Source organism: Amycolatopsis sp. NPDC059235 (assembly GCF_042754125.1).
In the GTDB taxonomy this organism is placed as follows: Bacteria; Actinomycetota; Actinomycetes; order Mycobacteriales; family Pseudonocardiaceae; genus Amycolatopsis; species Amycolatopsis albidoflava.
The window spans coordinates 1-18,245 of sequence record NZ_JBHZAG010000004.1 but is presented as its reverse complement, the minus strand read 5'-3'; the positions used below and the strand labels follow the sequence as shown (position 1 = coordinate 18,245).

General features: G+C 70.6%; 19 protein-coding genes. 6 read left to right on the top strand and 13 right to left on the bottom strand.

The genetic code is table 11. The features are described 5' to 3' along the window. Positions 1-7 precede the first annotated feature (7 nt). Positions 8-1,438 (top strand): S8 family serine peptidase, encoded by a 1,431-nt coding sequence (locus ACFXI3_RS03730; RefSeq protein WP_378397848.1) that lies wholly within the window; start codon positions 8-10, stop codon positions 1,436-1,438. Positions 1,439-1,448: 10 nt separating this feature from the next. Here ACFXI3_RS03730 and ACFXI3_RS03725 read toward each other — a convergent pair whose 3' ends face one another. From ACFXI3_RS03725 to ACFXI3_RS03710, 4 genes are read right to left on the bottom strand one after another with little or no spacing between them, the layout of a single operon-like run. Further along, on the bottom strand, positions 1,449-2,288 hold the full coding sequence (locus ACFXI3_RS03725) for an ABC transporter permease (RefSeq protein ID WP_378397847.1): 840 nt from the start codon (positions 2,286-2,288) through the stop codon (positions 1,449-1,451). Continuing rightward, positions 2,288-3,091 carry an ABC transporter permease gene (locus tag ACFXI3_RS03720; protein WP_378397846.1) on the bottom strand — a complete coding sequence of 268 codons (804 nt, stop codon included), beginning with the start codon at positions 3,089-3,091 and terminating at the stop codon, positions 2,288-2,290. The genes ACFXI3_RS03725 and ACFXI3_RS03720 overlap by 1 nt, the downstream gene beginning before the upstream one ends. Further along, on the bottom strand, positions 3,091-4,032 hold the full coding sequence (locus tag ACFXI3_RS03715) for an ABC transporter ATP-binding protein (RefSeq protein WP_344283740.1): 942 nt from the start codon (positions 4,030-4,032) through the stop codon (positions 3,091-3,093). The genes ACFXI3_RS03720 and ACFXI3_RS03715 overlap by 1 nt, the downstream gene beginning before the upstream one ends. Before the next feature lie 47 nt (positions 4,033-4,079). Then, a complete protein-coding gene (locus ACFXI3_RS03710) occupies positions 4,080-4,556 on the bottom strand; it encodes a MarR family winged helix-turn-helix transcriptional regulator (protein ID WP_378397844.1) in 477 nt (158 codons plus the stop codon). A gap of 58 nt (positions 4,557-4,614) precedes the next feature. Between ACFXI3_RS03710 and ACFXI3_RS03705 the strand changes: the two genes are divergently transcribed. After that, complete coding sequence (locus ACFXI3_RS03705; RefSeq protein ID WP_378397843.1) at positions 4,615-4,995, top strand: hypothetical protein; 381 nt, start codon at positions 4,615-4,617, stop codon at positions 4,993-4,995. A gap of 1 nt (position 4,996) precedes the next feature. Here the strand turns inward: ACFXI3_RS03705 and ACFXI3_RS03700 are convergent, their stop codons facing one another. The 3 genes from ACFXI3_RS03700 to ACFXI3_RS03690 all read right to left on the bottom strand — a co-directional run bounded on the left by ACFXI3_RS03700 (position 4,997) and on the right by ACFXI3_RS03690 (position 10,025). Further along, entirely contained in the window at positions 4,997-8,332 is a 3,336-nt protein-coding gene (locus ACFXI3_RS03700) for a phosphodiester glycosidase family protein (protein ID WP_378397841.1), read from the bottom strand. 124 nt (positions 8,333-8,456) lie between these two features. Then, the gene (locus ACFXI3_RS03695; RefSeq protein WP_378397839.1) at positions 8,457-9,182 is read right to left on the bottom strand and encodes a maleylpyruvate isomerase family mycothiol-dependent enzyme; all 726 of its coding nucleotides are present in this window, start codon (positions 9,180-9,182) and stop codon (positions 8,457-8,459) included. Positions 9,183-9,191: 9 nt separating this feature from the next. Then, positions 9,192-10,025 (bottom strand): helix-turn-helix transcriptional regulator, encoded by an 834-nt coding sequence (locus ACFXI3_RS03690; RefSeq protein WP_378397838.1) that lies wholly within the window; start codon positions 10,023-10,025, stop codon positions 9,192-9,194. A gap of 86 nt (positions 10,026-10,111) precedes the next feature. Between ACFXI3_RS03690 and ACFXI3_RS03685 the strand changes: the two genes are divergently transcribed. After that, on the top strand, positions 10,112-10,885 hold the full coding sequence (locus ACFXI3_RS03685) for an SDR family NAD(P)-dependent oxidoreductase (RefSeq protein WP_378397837.1): 774 nt from the start codon (positions 10,112-10,114) through the stop codon (positions 10,883-10,885). 63 nt (positions 10,886-10,948) lie between these two features. Here the strand turns inward: ACFXI3_RS03685 and ndk are convergent, their stop codons facing one another. The 3 genes from ndk to ACFXI3_RS03670 all read right to left on the bottom strand — a co-directional run bounded on the left by ndk (position 10,949) and on the right by ACFXI3_RS03670 (position 13,566). Next, entirely contained in the window at positions 10,949-11,359 is a 411-nt protein-coding gene (gene ndk / locus ACFXI3_RS03680; protein ID WP_020660996.1) for a nucleoside-diphosphate kinase, read from the bottom strand. A gap of 70 nt (positions 11,360-11,429) precedes the next feature. Further along, a complete protein-coding gene (locus tag ACFXI3_RS03675; RefSeq protein WP_378397836.1) occupies positions 11,430-12,989 on the bottom strand; it encodes an alkaline phosphatase D family protein in 1,560 nt (519 codons plus the stop codon). A gap of 97 nt (positions 12,990-13,086) precedes the next feature. Continuing rightward, complete coding sequence (locus tag ACFXI3_RS03670; protein WP_378397835.1) at positions 13,087-13,566, bottom strand: GNAT family N-acetyltransferase; 480 nt, start codon at positions 13,564-13,566, stop codon at positions 13,087-13,089. 53 nt (positions 13,567-13,619) lie between these two features. On the opposite strand from ACFXI3_RS03670, the gene ACFXI3_RS03665 reads away from it, so the two are divergent. Further along, positions 13,620-14,000: a VOC family protein gene (locus tag ACFXI3_RS03665; protein ID WP_378397834.1), complete on the top strand. Its 381-nt coding sequence runs from the start codon at positions 13,620-13,622 to the stop codon at positions 13,998-14,000. On the opposite strand, the gene ACFXI3_RS03660 is transcribed toward ACFXI3_RS03665, so the two are convergent. The 3 genes from ACFXI3_RS03660 to ACFXI3_RS03650 are packed head-to-tail and all read right to left on the bottom strand — an operon-like array spanning position 13,984 to position 16,330. Continuing rightward, positions 13,984-14,256: a hypothetical protein gene (locus ACFXI3_RS03660; protein ID WP_378397833.1), complete on the bottom strand. Its 273-nt coding sequence runs from the start codon at positions 14,254-14,256 to the stop codon at positions 13,984-13,986. The two genes, ACFXI3_RS03665 and ACFXI3_RS03660, sit on opposite strands and share 17 nt — an antisense overlap. After that, positions 14,253-14,654, bottom strand: a complete 402-nt coding sequence (locus ACFXI3_RS03655; RefSeq protein WP_378397832.1) for a DUF4233 domain-containing protein — start codon at positions 14,652-14,654, stop codon at positions 14,253-14,255. Before ACFXI3_RS03655 ends, ACFXI3_RS03660 begins: the two co-directional genes overlap by 4 nt. Continuing rightward, complete coding sequence (locus tag ACFXI3_RS03650) at positions 14,651-16,330, bottom strand: bifunctional folylpolyglutamate synthase/dihydrofolate synthase (RefSeq protein ID WP_378397831.1); 1,680 nt, start codon at positions 16,328-16,330, stop codon at positions 14,651-14,653. Before ACFXI3_RS03650 ends, ACFXI3_RS03655 begins: the two co-directional genes overlap by 4 nt. 168 nt (positions 16,331-16,498) lie before the next feature. Here ACFXI3_RS03650 and ACFXI3_RS03645 point away from each other — a divergent pair, with 168 nt between their 5' ends. Together ACFXI3_RS03645 and ACFXI3_RS03640 are read left to right on the top strand one after the other, a co-directional pair. Continuing rightward, positions 16,499-17,131 carry a class I SAM-dependent methyltransferase gene (locus tag ACFXI3_RS03645; protein WP_378397829.1) on the top strand — a complete coding sequence of 211 codons (633 nt, stop codon included), beginning with the start codon at positions 16,499-16,501 and terminating at the stop codon, positions 17,129-17,131. A gap of 94 nt (positions 17,132-17,225) precedes the next feature. Next, the gene (locus ACFXI3_RS03640; protein WP_344283700.1) at positions 17,226-18,101 is read left to right on the top strand and encodes an SGNH/GDSL hydrolase family protein; all 876 of its coding nucleotides are present in this window, start codon (positions 17,226-17,228) and stop codon (positions 18,099-18,101) included. Positions 18,102-18,245: the final 144 nt, after the last annotated feature.

The window sequence follows — 18,245 nt, the reverse complement described above, 5'->3', positions numbered from 1 at the left end:
AGGTCCGGTGTCTGTGCTGGCGCGGCCGCTGCGGGCGGCCGTGTGCTCCCTCCTGGTCCTCGCCGGATGCGCCGCGGTCTCTCCGCCGGCCGTCGCGGGTCCCGGATGCGCTTCCGGCGGCCGGGCGGTGCGCTACGTCGTCGCGTTCGACCGCGGAACCCCGGAATCTTCCGCCCGCCAGCAGGCGAGCGCGGGCTGCGGGCAGGTCGCCGTCTACTACCCGCAGATTTCCGTGGCGGTCGTCACGTCATCCGACCGGGCGTTCGCGGATCGGCTCGGCCCGGAGCGGACGTTCAGCGCGCAAGCCACCCGGACGGCCGCCGAACAGCCCGGTGCCGCCGCCCAGCCCGCCCGTGCCGAGCTCCCGCTCAGCGACCCGGCGCGAGTCCCCGCGGCGGACCTGTCCGCGCAGCAATGGGACATGAACCTGATCGGCGCCCCGGCCGCGCACCAGGTGACCGGCGGCAGCCGTTCGGTGGTCGTCGGCGTCCTGGACTCCGGCGTCGACCCGAAGCACCCCGACCTCGCCGCCGCGATCGACCCGGAGGATTCGGCGGGCTGCCTCACCGGCGTCCCGGACCCGAGCCCGGCCGCGTGGCAGCCGACGACCTCGGCGCACGGCACGCACGTCGCGGGCATCATCGCCGCGGCCGACGACGGCAAGGGCATCACCGGCGTCGCGCCGGGCGTGCGGATCGCCTCGGTGAAGGTCATCGACGACCGCGGCTACGCCGATCCCGAGGCGGCGGTCTGCGGGATCATGTGGTCGGCGGCGCGGCATCTGCCGATCGCCAACAGCAGCTGGTTCGTGAACCCGTGGTCGCTGTCCTGCGTGCGCGGCAACGACCGCGGCGTGGTGCACGAGGTGCTGGCGCGGGCGGTGGAGTACGCGACCTCGCAGGGCACCTTGAACGTCGCCGCCGCGACCAACGAGGCCGTCGATCTCACCCCGTCGGCCCATTCGGGTTCGCCGTCCGCCGCCGGGAAGTGCGAGGCACTGCCAGCCGGGCTGCGGGACGTGGTGACGGCGTCGGCGATCAGCCAGGACCGGGTGAAATCGGGCTACAGCTCGTACGGGCTCGGTGTGGTCGATGTCACTGCCCCGGGCGGCGACGACGACCGGTGCGTGGTTTCGACCGTTCCGGGCGGGTACGCGCCGATGTGCGGGACGTCGATGGCCGCGCCGCACGTCGCCGGGGTGCTGGCGTTGCTCAAGTCGGTGCATCCCGCGTGGTCGGCCGCCGAGCTGCGCCGCGCGCTCGACTCCCGCGCGACGCCGATGCCGTGCCCGGACAATTACGACCTGACCGGCGACGGCGTCCAGGACGCCTACTGCTCCGGTTACGACGGATACAACGGCTTCTACGGCCACGGCCTCGTCGACGCCCGCTCCGCGGTGGCACCCGCGCAGACCGGAGGCCCGAGCCCGGCCCGCTGACCGCCTCGCCTTAAGTCAGCAGCAGTTTCGCGATCCTCCTTGTCGCGCCCCAGATCCCGATCCCGGCGAGCACCAGCAGGTACGCCAGGTTGCCCAGCATGCTCCAGGAGAAGATGCCGGTGGACAGCCCGCGCATCAGCTCGATCCCGTGGTACAGCGGGAAGCAGCGGACCAGCCACTGCAGCGCCTCCGGGTAGACCGTGATCGGGAAGAACGTGGTGGAGAAGAGGAACATCGGCATCAGGACGAGCTGGATGTAGTCGAACTGGGACGTCGACTTCAGGAAGCTGACCAGCGTGATGCTGATGGCCGCGAACGCGAACGAGACGAGCAGCGCGGCGGGCAGGAGCAGCAGCGCCCACCACGACGTGAGCAGCCCCATGACGCCGGTGACCGCCAGGAACGCGACCGAATAGAGGCCGCCGCGCATCATCGCCCAGGCGATCTCGCCGAGCGCCACGTCGAGCGGGCCGACCGGGGTGGCCAGCATCGCGTCGTATGTCTTGGCGTAGCGCAGTTTGAAGAACAGGTTGTACGTGCACTCGAACACCGCGCCGTTCATCGCCGACGACGCCAGCAGCGCGGGCGCCACGAACGCGACGTAGCTCATCGGCTGCCCGTCCGGCCCCGGCACGGTGGTGACCAGTTTGCCGAAGCCGACCTGGAACGCGAGCAGGTAGAACAACGGCTCGAGCGCGCCGGACACGAGGATCGTCCACGACCGTCCGTAGACGGTGAGCGCGCGTTCGATCAGCGCGGTCGCGCGGCCGCTGTACATGCCGGCGGGCAGGACGCGGAGCAGAATTCCGCGCCGCTGCGGGAGAATCGGGGCGCTTCGCAGGTCGGTCATCACGCCACCAGCCGTCGGTAGAAGCCGCGGTGCGCGATCGCCCAGCCGATCGCGACCAGCACGGCCAGATACGCGAGGTGCCCGAGCATCGGGAGCGGATCGCGCCCGCCGAGCGTGACGGCGCGGGACAGCTCGGTTCCGTGCCACAGCGGGGAAATCCAGGCGAGCCAGCGCAGGTACAGCGGCAGCTGGGCGATCGGGAAGAACGTGCCGGAGAACAAGGTCATCGGGATGACGACGAACCGGAAGATCAGCCCGAACCGCTGTCCCTCGTCGAAGGTCCACGCCGCCAGCGCGGTGATCAGCGATCCGCAGGCGAGCCCGGTGAGGACCCCGACGAGGATCACCAGCAGCGCTCCCGCGTTGTCCCACGCGCCGAACAGCCACGCGATGAGCGCGTAGACCGCGCCGGAGAGGGCGAGCCGCAGAATCGTCCAGATCTGGTGGCCGCCGAGGACCTGGCCCGGCGACACCGGTGTCGCGGTGACCGCCAGATAGTCCTTCTGCCATTTGAATCCGCTGAGCACCGGGTAGCTCGACTCGCTGACGCCCTGCTGCGCCGCGCCGGCCACGAGCAGCGCCGGGGCGACGTACGCGAGGTACGACACGCCGCCGGTCGCCGGACCGGCTTTGACCTGCGAGCCGAAGCCGAGCCCCATCGCGGCGAGGAACAGTACCGGTTGCAGGCCGGTGGAGTAGAGCGTGCTGAGCCAATGCCTGCGGTACCAGGTCCAGTAGCCCTCGACGCGCAGCCAGGCGCCGTGGAACCGGCCGACGACGCGGCCGGTGGCGGGAGCGGTCATCAGTCCACCAACGTCCGGCCGGTGAGGCGGAGGAACACGTCTTCGAGGGAACTGCGCCGCACCAGGCTCGACAGCGGGCGCAGGCCGCGCTCGTGGGCGCGCTCCAGGGTGGCCTCGCCGGTCATCGTGTAGAGCAGCACCCGATCCGGGAGGACTTCGACGCGTTCGGCCAGCCCGTCCAGCCGGTCCGCCGCGTCCTGCTGCTCCCCCGGCGCGAACCGCAGCTCGACCACTTCGCGGGTGGAATGCCGGGCGATCAGGTCAGCGGGAGAGCCTTCCGCGGCGATCCGTCCGCCGTCCATGACGACCAAGCGATCGCACAGCTGCTCTGCCTCGTCCATGTAATGAGTGGTGACGATCAGCGTGGTGCCGCGCGCTTTGAGCCGGAAAAGCCGGTCCCACAACAGATGCCGCGCTTGCGGGTCGAGGCCGGTGGTCGGTTCGTCGAGCAGGAGCAGCTCCGGGTCGTTGACCAGCGACCGGGCGATGGTGAGCCGCCGCTTCATGCCGCCGGACAGGGAATCGACCGGTTTCTCGGCGCGATCGGACAGCTGCGCGAACTCCATCAGCTCGACGGCTTTCTGCCGCACGTGCGCGCGGGAAAGACCGAAGTAGCGGCCGTAGACGTGAAGGTTCTGCCGGACGGTCAGCTCCACGTCGAGGTTGTCCTCCTGCGGCACCACGCCCAGGCGCGCGCGGATCCGCGGCCCGTCGACGTCCGGGTCCATGCCGAGGACGCGCAGATCGCCGTCGGTGCGCGGGGACACGCACGCGATCATCCGCATCGTCGACGACTTCCCGGCGCCGTTGGGCCCGAGGAAGCCGAACGCCTCCCCCGGCCGCACCTCGACGTCGATGCCGCGGACTGCCTCGAATTCCCCGAACCGTTTGACCAGCGCCTTCGCTTGCACGAGCGCTGGTTCCGATGCCGACTCTCCCACGAGAAACGACGCTAGAGGGAGGGACCGACAATTCTCGACCCGTTTCCTCAGCCGCCGGGCGGCTCAAGCGCACCGACGGCCCGCCACAACGTTTCCCGGCACCGGTCCACCTCCTCGCGCCCGACCTCGTCGGCCACCCGGGACTCCAGCACGCGAACAGCTTCCGCCGCCGCTTCCGCCAGCTCCCGGCCCGCCCCGGTGAAATCGACGAGTTTCGCGCGGGCGTCGGCGGGATCGTCGCGCCGAGCGAGATAGCCCCACGCGACCAGTTCGTCGATCACCGGCCCGGTCGTCTGCTTGGTCGTCCCGAGAAGCCGGGCGACGGCGACCGCTCGCGCCGGGCCGTTCTCCAGCGACGCGAATACCCGCAGGTGGACCGCGCGGATCCGGGCGTCCCGCTGCTGCACCTCGGCGAGAACGCCGGCGGTCACCGCCTGGGCGAGCCGCCGGGCCAGCGCGCCGAGCCGCGACGAGCCGGTCAGCGCGACGAGGGCGGGTGGCTCCTGCGGCGTGCTTCTTGACACACCCGTCAGGCTACCTTACTTTTTTGGTCAGGTTACCTGACTTTTTGGAGGCCTGGCCGTGCTGCTCTCCCCCACGTCTTCGCAGGCCCGTTCCCGGTTGCTCGGCTCGATCCTCGCCTTGTCGGCGGTGACCCACGTGAGTCAGCTGGCCGTCTACGGAACCGGTTCGGACACGGTCGGGTCGGCGGCCTTCGGGGTCCTCTACGCGGCGATCGCGGCCGGGGTGTTCCGGCAGGCGCGGCCGGCGTTCCTCGCGGCCGCGGTCTTCCCGGCGATCGGCGGGCTGCTCGGGCTGTACCGGCTGATCGCCGTCCATCCCAACCCGTTCAGCGTGTTCCACCCGATCCTCGACGTCGTGATCGTCCCGCTCGCGATCAGCCTTTGGCGCGGCACGGCGCGGAAGGGCGGGGCGGCCCGCAGACCGCCCCGCCCGCGCTAAATCAGCGCACGGTCACCGGAACCGAACGGGTCACCCCGTTCACCGTCACCGAGATTTCCGCCGTCCCCGGCCGCAGTCCCCGCACCGACCCGGTCGCCGGGTCGAGCGAAACCACGTCCCACGGGGCAGGCGGCCAGCTGCCGATGTGCACCCCGCGACCGCCCCACACGGCGCTCACCGGATACGCCACCGGAATCGAGCGGCCCTCCTGCGTGACCGCGGCGGTCACCTTCCCGGTGCCGCCCCACGGCAGGGTGCCCGGGCCGGTCACCGTCAGCGCGTCGACGTTCGGGCGCGTCTCGAAGCGCACTGGCTGGCTGCGGTCCGAAGGGTCGACCTGAACCAGGGTCCAGCCGACGAAACCGCCGTCGCCGGGAGCCGCGGCTGGGGTCTTGCCCGAGTTGCCGTTCACCAGGTACGGCACGCCGTCCGTGCGCGACAGGCCGAACACGCCCGCGTGCGAAGCCAGCGAAGCCGCCGGTTTGCCGGACTTTTCCTCGAAACCGGTCAGCCACGTCTGCAGCAGCGCGGCCTCTTTCCGGTCGCCCAGCTGCGAATTGCCGGTCGGGCTCGGGTCCTTCACCGGGTGGTGCATCGCGACGACCACACCGCGCACCGAACGATCCTGCGCGGCATTGTCGAGCGCTTCGCGCATCATGCGGACCTGGTCGAACCCGCCGGCGCGCAGCGAGCCGCGCGAGGAGTCCATCAGGATCAGCCGTACGCCGTGCACATCGACCACCCGGTGCGTTTCCCCGAACGCGGCCTGGAAGTTCTTCAGCCCGTCGCCTGCCTCGGCTTCGTGGTTGCCGGGGACGTAATACCAGGGGACGCGGCCGTCGAGCTCTTCCGTGATGATCTTGCGGGCCAGGACGAAGTCCGGTGCGGTGCCGCGATCGACGAAGTCGCCGTTGATCAGGACCAGGTCCGGTTTCGCCGCGACAGCCTCGCGCAGCGCCCGGCGCGCCTGGGCGACGAGCGGGCCGTCCGGCGCGTCGGCGGTGAACTGGGCGTCGCTGACCACCGCGATCTTCAGGCCGCCCTTGCCGAGCGTGCCGTTGGTGACGAGCGCCGGGTCCGGGACAGCCGGATCGTGCGGCACGTTCGTGGTCGGCGCGACCTCGAAGGTGAGGTCGTTGAAGACCAGCTTGCCCTCGTATTGCTTGCCTGCCGCCGTTTCCACGGCGTAGAAGCGGGTGAACCGTTGCCCGTCCGGCAGTCCGGCGGGAACCGCGGCGGTCACGTATCGCCAGCCGGTCCAGTTGACGCTCAACGAAAGGTCCACAATGGACGCGGTGTTGGCGCCGTCGCGGAGTTCCGCCCGGATCCAGGCGCCCTTGCCGTCGCCGTTGATCCACATGCCGATCTTCTGCGTGCCGGCCGGGACCGGGATCGGGTTGGCGGCGTTGACATACGCGGCGCGGGTGGCGGTGGTGCCAGTGAGCCGGTAGTCGAGCGCCAGGCCCTTGCCGCCGTTGCGCCCGTCCGCGGACGACAACGCGGCGCCGACCACCGCCGGGTACACGGTGGCGGACCAGCCTTCCGCGCCGGCCAGCGGAGCCGCGACCTTGGCTTCGGTGCCCACCGAAGCCGCCAGGTGCATGGTCTTCCCGCCTGCGTGCACGGTGATCGCGGTGGCCCCGGACGCGGTCTTCGCGGACACCGCGAACCCCTTGCCCGACGGCTCGATCTTCACCACGGCGGGGTCGTACTCCAGCTTCACGTCCGACGGTTCGATCCAGGTGCCGTAACCGTCCGCGTCGTAGCCGTAGACCTGGAACTCGCCGCGCGCGTCAGCACCGGAAAGCGCGACCTGCTTCGTGCTCGCGCCGAGGCGGACCGGCTTGCCCAGCACGGTCAGCTTCGTGCGGCCGTTCACGAAGTTCTGGTGCGCGGTGACAGTGACGTCGGCGCGCGCGTCCGGATGCAGAAAGTCGGGCTGCGCGGTGAAGACGTTCTTCGTGACAGTGCCGCGGAACGGGTTCGACGTGGTCCAGAACGGCTTAGAAGCCACCGCGGCACCGGTCTCGTCGTGTCCGTTCGGCACAAGCGCGCGGCTCAGGCCGGACAGCACGCGGGTCGAGTTGTCGCTTTCCTGCGCGGGGGCGGGCGCGAAGCCGGTCAGCCGGCCGCTGCCGGGCACGGTCGCGACGCCGATGCCGTTGGGCACCAAGCGTTCCCCACCGTCCGAAGGCGAGTTCCGCACCGCCGGAGCGGCCTCTCCTTCGCCGCGCGCGAGAAGCGTCGAAGAGCCGCCGCCGTCGAGGTTGATCGCGTCGTTGGCTCCGAGCCGCTGCAACTGCCGAGCCATTTCCAGCTCGGTCATGCCGCGGCTGTCGGCTTGCCGACCGTCGACCGTGACGAGCCACATCCGCTTGCCGTCAGCGGAAAAACCGACGCCGGTACGCGGCGCGAGGGTAACGTCGTCGAGTTGCTGAAGCTGGCCGTCCTTCAGCAGCGTCTTGTTCCCGCCGACCGCGACCGCGATCTTGCCCGCGTCGGTCCGCGGCGCGTACGAAACGCCGACGCGGTCGCCGATCTTCAGCGCCGACAACGCATCCGCGCCAGCTTCACGGCCGAGCAGCAGCGTGCTGCCAGCCGGAATCGGGCCGTCAGCGGGCTTCGGACGCACCTGCGTCACGGCACCGTCGCGGATCTCGACCTCGGCGACGCGCTGCGCACCGGCAACCGACGTCGCGCGCGCCGAAGCGCCCCAGAGCGGCGTGTAGACGCCGAGAGCGTCCTTCGCGAGCACCGGGCTGTTGAAGTTCGTGGCCGGGGCAGCTTGCCCGTTCGGCAACGTGACCGACGCTTCGAGGAAGATGTCGGCGAGCTTCGCGCGACCCTGGTCGGTGATCGCGGCGGTGGTGTTGTGGCCGGACGCGGGCGCGTTGTGCAGCTCGCCCTTGTCGATGCCGACACCGAGCGGCGCGCCGGACGCGTTGATGTCGAAGAAATCGCCGTTGACACCCGCGACCGCGCCGGCGCGAGCGACCTGCTGGGACAGCGGGGTGCGCGCGGAAACGGTGCCCGGGCTGAGGTAAGTCGGCTTCAGGACCTTGCTGGTGAGGTCGACGCTCAGCGCGTCGCCGCGGATCCAGCCCTTCGGGTCGAAGCGGTCGAACTGGGTGAGGTTCAGACCAGGCGCGACCGCGTTGGTGGCGCTGCTGGTCTCGAGGCCGTCGTCGGCTCCGGGCGCCGCGGCGACGGCCGGGGCCTCCCGGGCCGAAGAGAAGGCGGGTGCGCTCTCGACCGGCGGCGGGCCGAGCGGAGCGGAGAGCGGGTCGGCAGTGGCAGGCGTGGCCAGCGTCAGCACCAGGAGGGCGCTGAGCAGCACGGATCTTGATCTTTTCACCAGGTACCCCACGATCGCGAAAATGGCTCAGGTCAGCCAAATCCATCGGCGCGACCGCCGGAAGTCCCTGCGGTGAACGGGACCTGAATGGCGCAGGATTATCCGCTCAGGGTGTCATGCGAGCGGCGAGAAACTCCTTCGCGACGCCTTCGTCGCCAGCGATCTCCGGCTGGGCGTCGGTGCGGTTCCACAGCAGCAACAGCAAATCCCGCGCGGGCGCCGCGACCGTGGCGACCGCTTCGCCCTCGCCGAGCTCGGGCGGTTCGCCGGGCACGACGGTCCACGAATGCCCGGTGTCGGTGGCGTGCAAGGCGATCGGTGCGGCCAGCGGGACCTTGTGCTTCCAGCGCGCGACGCGCGGCAGCATCGTGCCGAGAACCTCGAGGACGCCATCGGCGGCGATGAGCGGATCAAGCTGCGCCGCCCGGCCTCGTGCACCGAACAGATCGACCAGATGCACGGCAGTTTCGTGCACCTGGCGGCGGAACCAGAACCCCTTCGCCTTCTCCGCGGCGCCGAAAACCCAGCACGAGTCGGCGGGATCGGCCGCTTCGAGCGCGTCGAGCAGTTCGGCGGCGCTTTCGGCGTACCAGGGTGCGAGGTCGCCGCTCGGCGAGACGTCGAAGTCCTGGTCGCTCAGTTCGCCGGTGCGGACGATCCCGGCGGCCCACCGGTGCACGTTGCCGAGGTGCGTGACGAGGTCGCGTTTGGTCCAGTCGCCGCAGTACGGGACCGGATTGCCGAGGTCGCCCGAGGCTTCGGCGGCGAAGGCCCCGGTAAGCGAACGGAGGTGCGGCAGGTATTCGCGGGGCGGCAGCGGCAAGACAGTCACCGGTGGAGGTTAACCGATGCGCTGGGTTCCGAGCACCGACAATAACCGCAGCGCCTCCTCCCCCGGCGAGCCCGGCGCGGCGGTGTACAGCACGACCTCCTGGTCCCGGTCGGCAATGGCGAGCACGTCGCAGTCCACGGTCACGGTCCCGACGGCCGGATGCTCGAACGTCTTGCTGAACGTCGATTCCGCCACGACGTCGTGCGCCGCCCACAACGCGGCGAACCGCTCGCTCCCCGCGAGCAAGTCCGCGACCAGGGTGCGCACCTCGGGGTCGTCCGGGTACTTCGCCGCGGTCACCCGCAGCCGGTTGGCCATCGCGCGGGCGAACGCCTCGGCTTCGACCAAGCCGTACAGGCGCGATCGTCCGCGATCGAGGAAGACCCGGCGCGGCAAGCTGCGTTCTTCCCGGGACAGCGCGGAGAAGTCCTCCAGCAGCGCGGCGGCGAGCGGATTCCAGGCGAGCACCTCGTAGGTCGCCGAGAACACGACCCCGGCCGTCTGCGGCAACCGGTCCAGCAGGTCGAGGATGGTCTGCCGGACCTCCCGCGACGGCCCGCGCGCGGGTCGCCGCGCACCGGCGAGTTCGTGGAGGTGGTCGCGTTCGACGTCCGAGAGCCGCAACGCGCGGGTCAGCCCGGCCAGCACCTCGTTCGACGGGTTCGGGCCGCGAGCCTGTTCGAGCCGCGTGTAGTACTCGACCGAGATGAACGCCAGCCGCGCGACTTCCTCGCGCCGCAGCCCTGGCGTGCGGCGCCGTCTGCCCGCGGGCAAGCCCACGTCGGCCGGGGCGATGCGCTCACGCCTGCTTCGCAGGAAGCCCGCCAGTTCCGTTCGGTCCACCTGTCCAGTCTGCGGAGTCCGGACGGGCTCAGCCAGGTACATCCGGTGCCTGGCTGTCCGGGTTTGCCGGAGAAACCCTCGAAGCCATGACCGAAACACGAACGAACAGCCTGCTCGGCGGCAAGATCGCTTTCATCACCGGTGCCGGGCGCGGGATCGGCGCGGCGGCGGCCCGGTTGTTCGCCGCGGAGGGCGCGAAGGTCGTCTTGGCCGCGCGGACCGAAACGCAGTTGAAGGCGGTCGCCGAACAAGTGCGCGCGGACGGCGGCGTCGCGGATTACGTGCGGTGCGATCTCGCTGACCCGGCAAGCGTGCAGGCCGCGATCGACCGGGTGCTGGAGCTGCACGGACGGTTGGACCTCGCGTTCAACAACGCCGCGGCCGTCACCCCGCCGGGTCCGCTGGACGAGGTGCCGCTGGCCGACTTCGACCGGCTGTACCAGGTGAACCTGCGCGGACCGTGGCTGGCGATGGCCGCCGAGGTGAAGGCGATGCGGGCCAGCGGCGGCGGGGCCATCGTGAACACGTCGAGCGTCGGCAGTTTCGGCGCGAATCCTGCGCTGCCCGTTTACGGCGCCGCGAAACGCGCGCTGAACAGCCTGACCGAATCGGCGGCGGTCACGTATGGGCCGGAGGGGATCCGGGTGAACGCGATCGCGCCCGGCACGACGATGACCGAGATGATCCAGCAGCGGGAGGCAGACTCGCCGGGTGTCGTCGCCCGGCTCGTCGCAGCCAATCCCCTTGGCCGCGCGGCTGATCCCGCCGAAATAGCCGAAGCCGCGGCGTGGCTGCTGAGCGACCGGGCTTCTTACGTGACCGGCGCCGTCCTGCGCGTCGACGGCGGCACCGGGGTCTAGAAAGCACGAACGCCGGGCGGGAACCGCAGTCCCTGCCCGGCGTTCGCGGGGTCTAGCTCCGGATCACAGGTCCGGGAACCACAGCTTCAGCTCGCGCTCGGCCGATTCCGGCGAGTCCGAGCCGTGCACCAGGTTGTACTGGGTCTCCAGCGCGAAGTCGCCGCGCAGGGTGCCCGGGGTGGCCTTCTCGACCGGGTCGGTGCCGCCGGCCAGCTGGCGGAACGCGGCGATCGCGCGCGGGCCCTCGACGGCCAGCGCGACGAGCGGGCCGGACGTGATGAACTCCAGCAGGTCGCCGAAGAACGGGCGCTCCTTGTGCTCCGCGTAGTGCTCCTCGGCCACGGAGCGCTCGACGGTGCGCAGTTCCAGCGCGGCCAGCTTCAGGCCCTTGCGCTCGATGCGCGAAACGACCTCGCCGACGAGGCCGCGCGCGACGCCATCGGGCTTGACGAGGACCAGCGTGCGTTCAGTCACGACGGTATTTCTCCTTGTGCGGATTCGTGTTATTCGGAGCGGAGCCTATCCGACGCCCCGGCCGGGCCGGTCAGCGACGCTGGGGCTGCAGCGTCTTCGACCACAGCGAGGCCCCGGTCGCGTCGCGCAGGTCGACTGTCAGGGCACCGCTGGCACCGTCCACATTCAACTCCCCGAAGTGCTGGAATCCTTGCACCGGCGAGGAATTCTGCGTCTGCGGGGCGTGCACGAACACCGCTTCCGGACCGAAGGTCGGGTCGAGTTTGTTCGGACCGAACGCGCCGGCGTTGAGCGGGCCGGACACGAACTCCCAGAACGGGTCGAAGTCCTGGAACGCGGCGCGCTCGGGCGAATAATGGTGCGCGGCGGTGTAGTGCACGTCGGCGGTCAGCCACACGACATTGCGCACGCGCTGGCGTGAGATCTGGTTCAGCACCCAGGCCAGTTCGGTCTCGCGGCCGCCGGGCGCGCCGGGCAGGCCGTTGGCGACCGCCTCGATGTCCTTGCCGTCCGGCACGACCAGGCCGATCGGCATGTCCGCCTGGACGATCTTCCAGGTCGCGGTGCTGCGCCGGAGCGCGTCGGCCAGCCAGCGGGCCTGCGCGTCGCCGAGGATGTGGCCGGGCTTGGTCTGGTCGGAGGTGTTGGCGTCGCGGTAGGTGCGCATGTCGAGGACGAACACCTCGACCCGGCTGCCGTAGCGGAAGTTCCGGTACACCCGGCCGTCGACGGCCTGGCGGCTGTCGATCGGATGCCATTCGTGGAACGCCTGGAACGCGCGCCGGGCGAGGACGTCGGCGCGCTTTTCGGTGTATTCGGGGCGGTCGTTGAGGATTTCGCCCGGATACCAGTTGTTGACTACTTCATGATCATCCCACTGGACATAGGCGGGAACCTCCGCGGCGAACCGGCGGAAGTTGGCGTCCAGCCGGTTGTAAGCGTGCTGTCCGCGGTACTCGTCGAGCGTCTCGGCGACCTTCGACTTCTCCGGCGTCACGATGTTGTGCCAGGTCCCGCCGCCGCCGGGGAGCGTGACGGTTTCGGTGAGCGGCCCGTCGGCGTACACCGTGTCGCCGCTGTGCAGGAAGAGGTCCGGACGGCGGTCGGCCATCGCGGAGAAGATCGTCATGCCGCCGAGCGCCGGATTGATCCCGTAGTTCTGGCCGACGACGTCGCCGCTCCACAGGATCCGCGTGTTCGCGCGGCCGATCGGCGCGGTGGCGAACCGGCCGGCGACCGGTTCGCTCGCGCTGCGGCCGTCGAGGTCGACGGCGGTGACGCGGTAGTGGTATTCGGTGCCGGGAGCCAGCCCGGCGACGCGCACCTTGCCGGTGCCGCCGGTGGCGGGCGTGACGAACGGGCCGGGCACCCGGCGGGCGTGCCGGAACGACGGGTCGCGCGCGACCTCGACCATCAGCCGCGCCGGGCGGTCGGCCTTCGACCACACGATGCCGGAGCCGGCGGTCACGTCCCCGGACGCGACGCCGTGGGCGAGCACCGGACGGTCGCGGCGGACGAGCGGGGCGGCCGAGGCGGAGCCGGGCAGCAGCAGCCCGCCTGCCGCGGCGAGCGCGGGCACGGCGATTCCGGCTTTGAGCACGGAGCGCCGCGATGGGGTCGTTTCGGTCATGGCGGTCGTTCTATCCGGCGACCACGGCCAAGCGGCCAACTCAGGCTGACCGACGGGTGAACGGCTCACTCGTCAGGAGGAAGCTCACAGCCGGTCGTCACGCTCGGTGCGCTTCCCGAACCATCTCGTGCTCGCACTCGCCCGGTTCGGACAGCGGACGCTCCACAAACCCGTGCCGTTGGTACAGCGCCAGCGCGTACTCGTTGCCGCCCGCGACCCGCAACGCCAACTCGCCCGCCCCGCGCCCTTCGCTCCAGCGCACGACCGCTCGGACGAGCGCGTCCCCGACTCCCCTGCCGCGCGCGGACGGAGCGACCCACATCGACATCAGTTCCGCTTTGTCGCCGCGCTCGGAAAGGTGCCCGCTGACCATTCCCGCCGGAATGCCGTCGAGGTCGGCCAAGACGTTGAGCGACACGTCGCGCAACCGGGCCCGCCAGCGCGCTTCGGCGTCGCCTTCGCCTTGCCAGTCCGCGAGTTTCGAGCTGAACGCCTCCGGGTCCTCGCGCAGCGCCGCCAGCCGGAGGTCGCGCCACTCCGCCCAGTTGTCCACGCTCAGCTCGCGCACCACGATCACACTTGCACCGTCGCCGTGGCGGCCCGGCCGTTACATCGGAATAGGGTGAAACCATGCGCATCGACCGGCTCGACCACCTCGTCCTCACCGTCGCCGACCTCGGTGCGACGGTGGATTTCTACACGCGCGTGCTCGGCATGACCGAGGTGACGTTCGGAGCCGGGCGCAAGGCGCTGACGTTCGGAGCCAGCAAGATCAACCTGCACGAAGCGGGGCACGAGTTCGAACCCAAGGCGGAACGGCCGACGCCCGGCAGCGCGGACCTGTGCCTGATCACGAGCGATTCGCTGGAGCAGGTAGTGGAAGACCTGGCCGCGCACGGGGTGCCGGTCGAGGAGGGACCGGTGGACCGCACGGGCGCGACCGGGCCGATCCGCAGTGTGTATTTCCGCGACCCGGACCGGAACCTGATCGAGGTCAGCGTCTACCGCTGAGCCGCACCTCGCGGGAGTACACCGGCGCGGCACCGGGTTCCGGAAAGCATTCCAGGAGGAGATCGCCGCGCAGGTCGTCGAGCTCGTGCGGCGCTTCCTCGAGCAGGGCGTCGGCCCACGCTTCGAGCGATCCGTTCTTCAACGCGTCGTTCGGGACCTGGCTGAATTCGCCCGGTCCCATCGGCGTCCAGCCCGGTTCGCCGTCCGCGCGGAACGACAGCCGCCACCAATACGGCTGCCAGTAGCGAGCGCTCAAGCCTGCGGCTGCTGCTGACTCGGCAGCGTCCCCGCCGCCATCCGGCGCGCGACGTCGCGGCGCAGCCACAGGAACCACACGAACGCGGCCAAGAAGATGATCCCGATGATCGCGATCGCCGGTTGCGTGACGCCGATCCCGATGATCGCCAACTGCAGCAGCAGGATGACCGGCACCGCCCAGACGTGCTTGAGCATCCCGCACAGCATGATCAGCACCACGGCCAGCGCGATAACCGTCCAGCCGGTGAAGCTGGTGATGCCGCCGCCGAGTTTCGCGACGACCGGCAGCGCTAGTGCCACCGTGATGGCTTCCATGATCAGCGTGCCCGCCATGACGCCGCGGAAGCCCTTCATCGGGTCCTTCGCGGGCGGCTTCGCCGGGGTCGTCTCGCTCATGCCGGCTCCTTCCCGAACAGCGTCCGCGCGTCGCCCGCGGTGACCACGGATCCGGTCACCAGCACGCCGCCTCCCGCGAGCGGTTCCTCCGGGTCGTCGTTCTGCTCCACGAGGCCGATCGCGGTCTCGATCGCGGTCTCCAGGTCGCCTTCGGCGAGCACGCGGTCCTCGCCGAAGATCGACGCGGCCAGCTCGGCCAGGTCCTCGACCGGCAGCGACCGCGGCGACGAACTGCGCGTGACCACGACGTCGGACACCACCGGTTCCAGCGCGTCCAGGATGCCGCGCGCGTCCTTGTCGGCCAGCACGCCGACGACCGCGACGAGGCGGCGGAAGTTGAACTCGTCGGTGATCGTCGTGGCGAGCGCCCGCGCGCCCATCGGGTTGTGCGCGGCGTCGACCATGACCGCCGGTGCGGCCCGCACGCGTTCGAGCCTGCCGGGGTTCTCGACCTCGGCGAACGCCTCGCGCACCGCCTCCACCACGAGCTGTTTGTCTTTGCCCGCCCCGAAAAACGCCTCGACCGCGGCCAGCGCGAGCGCCGCGTTCGCCGCCTGATGCGCACCGTGCAGCGGCAGGAAGATCTCGTCGTACACGCCGCCGAGGCCCTGCAGCTTCAGCATCTGCCCGCCGACCGCGACCTCGCGTTCGAGCACGCCGAACTCGCTGCCCGCGCGCGCCACCGCGGCGTCGACCTCGACCGTGCGCTTCAGCAGGACGTTCAGCACCTCGGGGTCCTGCTCGCCGATCACCGCGACCGACCCGGGCTTGATGATCCCGGCCTTCTCCGCGGCCGCGTCGACCGGCGTCGGGCCGAGGTACTCGGTGTGGTCCAGCCCGATCGGCGTGATGACCGCGACCTGCGCGTCGGCCACGTTCGTCGCGTCCCACGCGCCGCCCATGCCCGCCTCGATCACCGCGGCCTCGACCGGAGCGTCGGAGAACGCCGCGAACGCCATCCCGGTGAGCACCTCGAACTTGCTCATCGGCACGCCGTCCTCGCTCGCGCCGTCCACCATCGCCACGTACGGCGCGATGTCCTGGTACAGCTCGGCGTAGCGGGCGGCGGAGATCGGACGGCCGTCGAGCGCGATCCGCTCGGTGACGAGCTGCAGGTGCGGGCTCGTGTAGCGACCGGAGCGCAGGCCCATGCGCGTCAGCAGCGAATCGACCATCCGGGCGACCGAGCCCTTGCCGTTCGTGCCCGCGATGTGCACCACCGGGTAGCCCTGGTTGGGCTCGCCGAGCAGCGTCATCAGCGCCTGGATGCGGGCAAGCGACGGTTCGAGCTTCGTCTCCGGCCAGCGCTGGTTCAGCTCGGCCTCGGCGGCCATCAGGTCGCGGCGGGCCTCCGGGCCGTTCTCGTCGCCGAACTCGGCCGGCGCGCCTTCGTCGTCGAGTTCGTGCAGCTCAGTGCCCTCTTCGGCGTGCAGATCGGGAACCGGGCCGAGCGCCAGGTTGTCGCCGAGCTGGCCGATGCCGCCGATCCCGCCGCGCGACCCGCCGCCGACGGTGTAGGCCGCGTCCGGCGCGTCGAGGTCGGGCTCCAGCTCGTTCCCGGCGTCGTACTCGTCTTCGCTGTGCGCGAGCGCGCCCAGTTCGTCGACCCCCGCGAAACTGTCCGGATCGGCGAGATCCGGCCGCCGGGTCTCCTCGGGCTCCTCACCGCGCGGCACTCGTGCACTCCTTGAAGTCGCTGTCCCGGCGCGGTCGCGCGACCGGGAAGACCAGGCGAAAGGTTCGGCCCGGCACACCCTCGAGCGTACCCGGGGCCGCCTCGCGCCCAGCGGCCCCGGGGCTTCGGCGTGATCACGCCCGCGGCGAGCCGTGGCAAGGTCGGGCGCATGCCCTTCGACCACAACCACCACTATCACCCGACGCTGCTCCGGCTCCTGCCGCCAGGCCCCGGCCGAGCCCTCGACGTGGGCTGCGGCGACGGCCGGTTCGCCCGCAAGCTGGCCGCCGCCGGGATGACCGTCGAAGGCATCGACACGTCGGACGAAATGATCACGCGCGCGAGCGCCGCCGGTTCGCCAGGACCGGGCACTATCGAATACCGCCGCGCCGACGTGACCACCGAACCGCTGGAACCCGAGTCCTACGCCTTCATCTCCTGCCTCGCGTCGCTGCACCACGTCCCGTTCGAAACCGTCACGAGACTCCGCGACGCCCTAGCTCCCGGCGGCGTCCTCGCGGTGCTCGGCTGCGCTCGACCGAGCCGGCCAAGCGACTACGCACGCGAACTCGTCGCCGCCCCCGCGAACATCTTGGCCCGCTTGATCGTCTTCGCCGGAGACCAGCTCAACGGCGGTGCGGACCCAGTCGCCAAGGCTCCGGTCCACATGAAATTCCCTCCGCTGAACGACGTCCGCCGGGACGCCGCGCGCCTGCTCCCCGGCAGCACCGTCCGCCCGCTCGTGTTCTGGCGGCACCTGCTGACCTGGCGGAAACCCACAGATCACCCCGCAGCCGGGTGAAACCCCGCCCCGACCACCCGATCGGCGGAGAGCGCTCGGGCCCCGCTTGCCGAAAGGTAAAGCGAGTCGTACCGCTCGGGAGGACGGGGTTCGCATGCGCATCATCCGGATAGTGCTGGCCGCACTCGCGGCGGTCACCATGCTTCTGTCGACGGCGGCGGCCGCGAGCGCCGCGCCCCGGCACTACCGCCACTATGTCGCCCTGGGCGACTCGTACACGTCAGGGCCGCTCATCCCGCTGCCCCGGCTGGATCCGCTGGGCTGCTTCCGCTCGACGTCCAACTACCCGTCGATGGTGGCGGATTCCCTGGACGTAGACCGCTTCACCGACGTCAGCTGCGGTGGCGCGGACACGTCGAACATGACCGCCCCGCAAAACGTGCCGCTGGGCCAGAACGCCCCGCAGCTCTCCGCGCTGCGCCCAGACACCGACCTGGTCACCCTCGGCATCGGCGGCAATGACTCGGGCCTGTTCGGCAAGCTGGTCGACACCTGCCCAACGCTGCGCGACTCGGACCCGACCGGAAATCCGTGCCAGCGGCATTACACCGTCGACGGCGTAGACACCATCAAGGCGCTGCTCCCCAAGACGCAAGCGGCCATCCAGCAGGTCCTGGCCGGAATCCACGAACGCTCGCCCCACGCGAAGGTGCTGGCCATCGGCTACCCCCGAATCGCCCCCGCAGAAGGCTACTGCCCCGACGTCCTGCCCTTCGCGAACGGCGACTACGCCTGGCTCTCCAGCGTAGAAGAGGCTCTGAACAACGCCGTAAGCAACGCAGCAGCCGCAGACGGCCAAACGTCCTATGTGGACACCTACACCCCGTCCTTCGGCCACGACGCCTGCCAACCCCAAGGCGTAGCGTGGATCAACGGCAAAGACCTGAACCTGCTGGCAGCAGCCGCCTACCACCCCCTGTACGCAGGAATGGAAGGCGAAGCAAAAGTAATCCGCCAAAAACTCCGCTGAAAACGACGTGAGGGGAACCCTAAGGGACTCAGAGTCCCCCAGGGTTCCCCTCACGGACTTTGGCCACCCCACCAACCGCCGCCGACGCACCCACCCATGGAAGCCCCCCCCCCCCCCCCCACCCCCCAAACCAGCCCCCCAGCC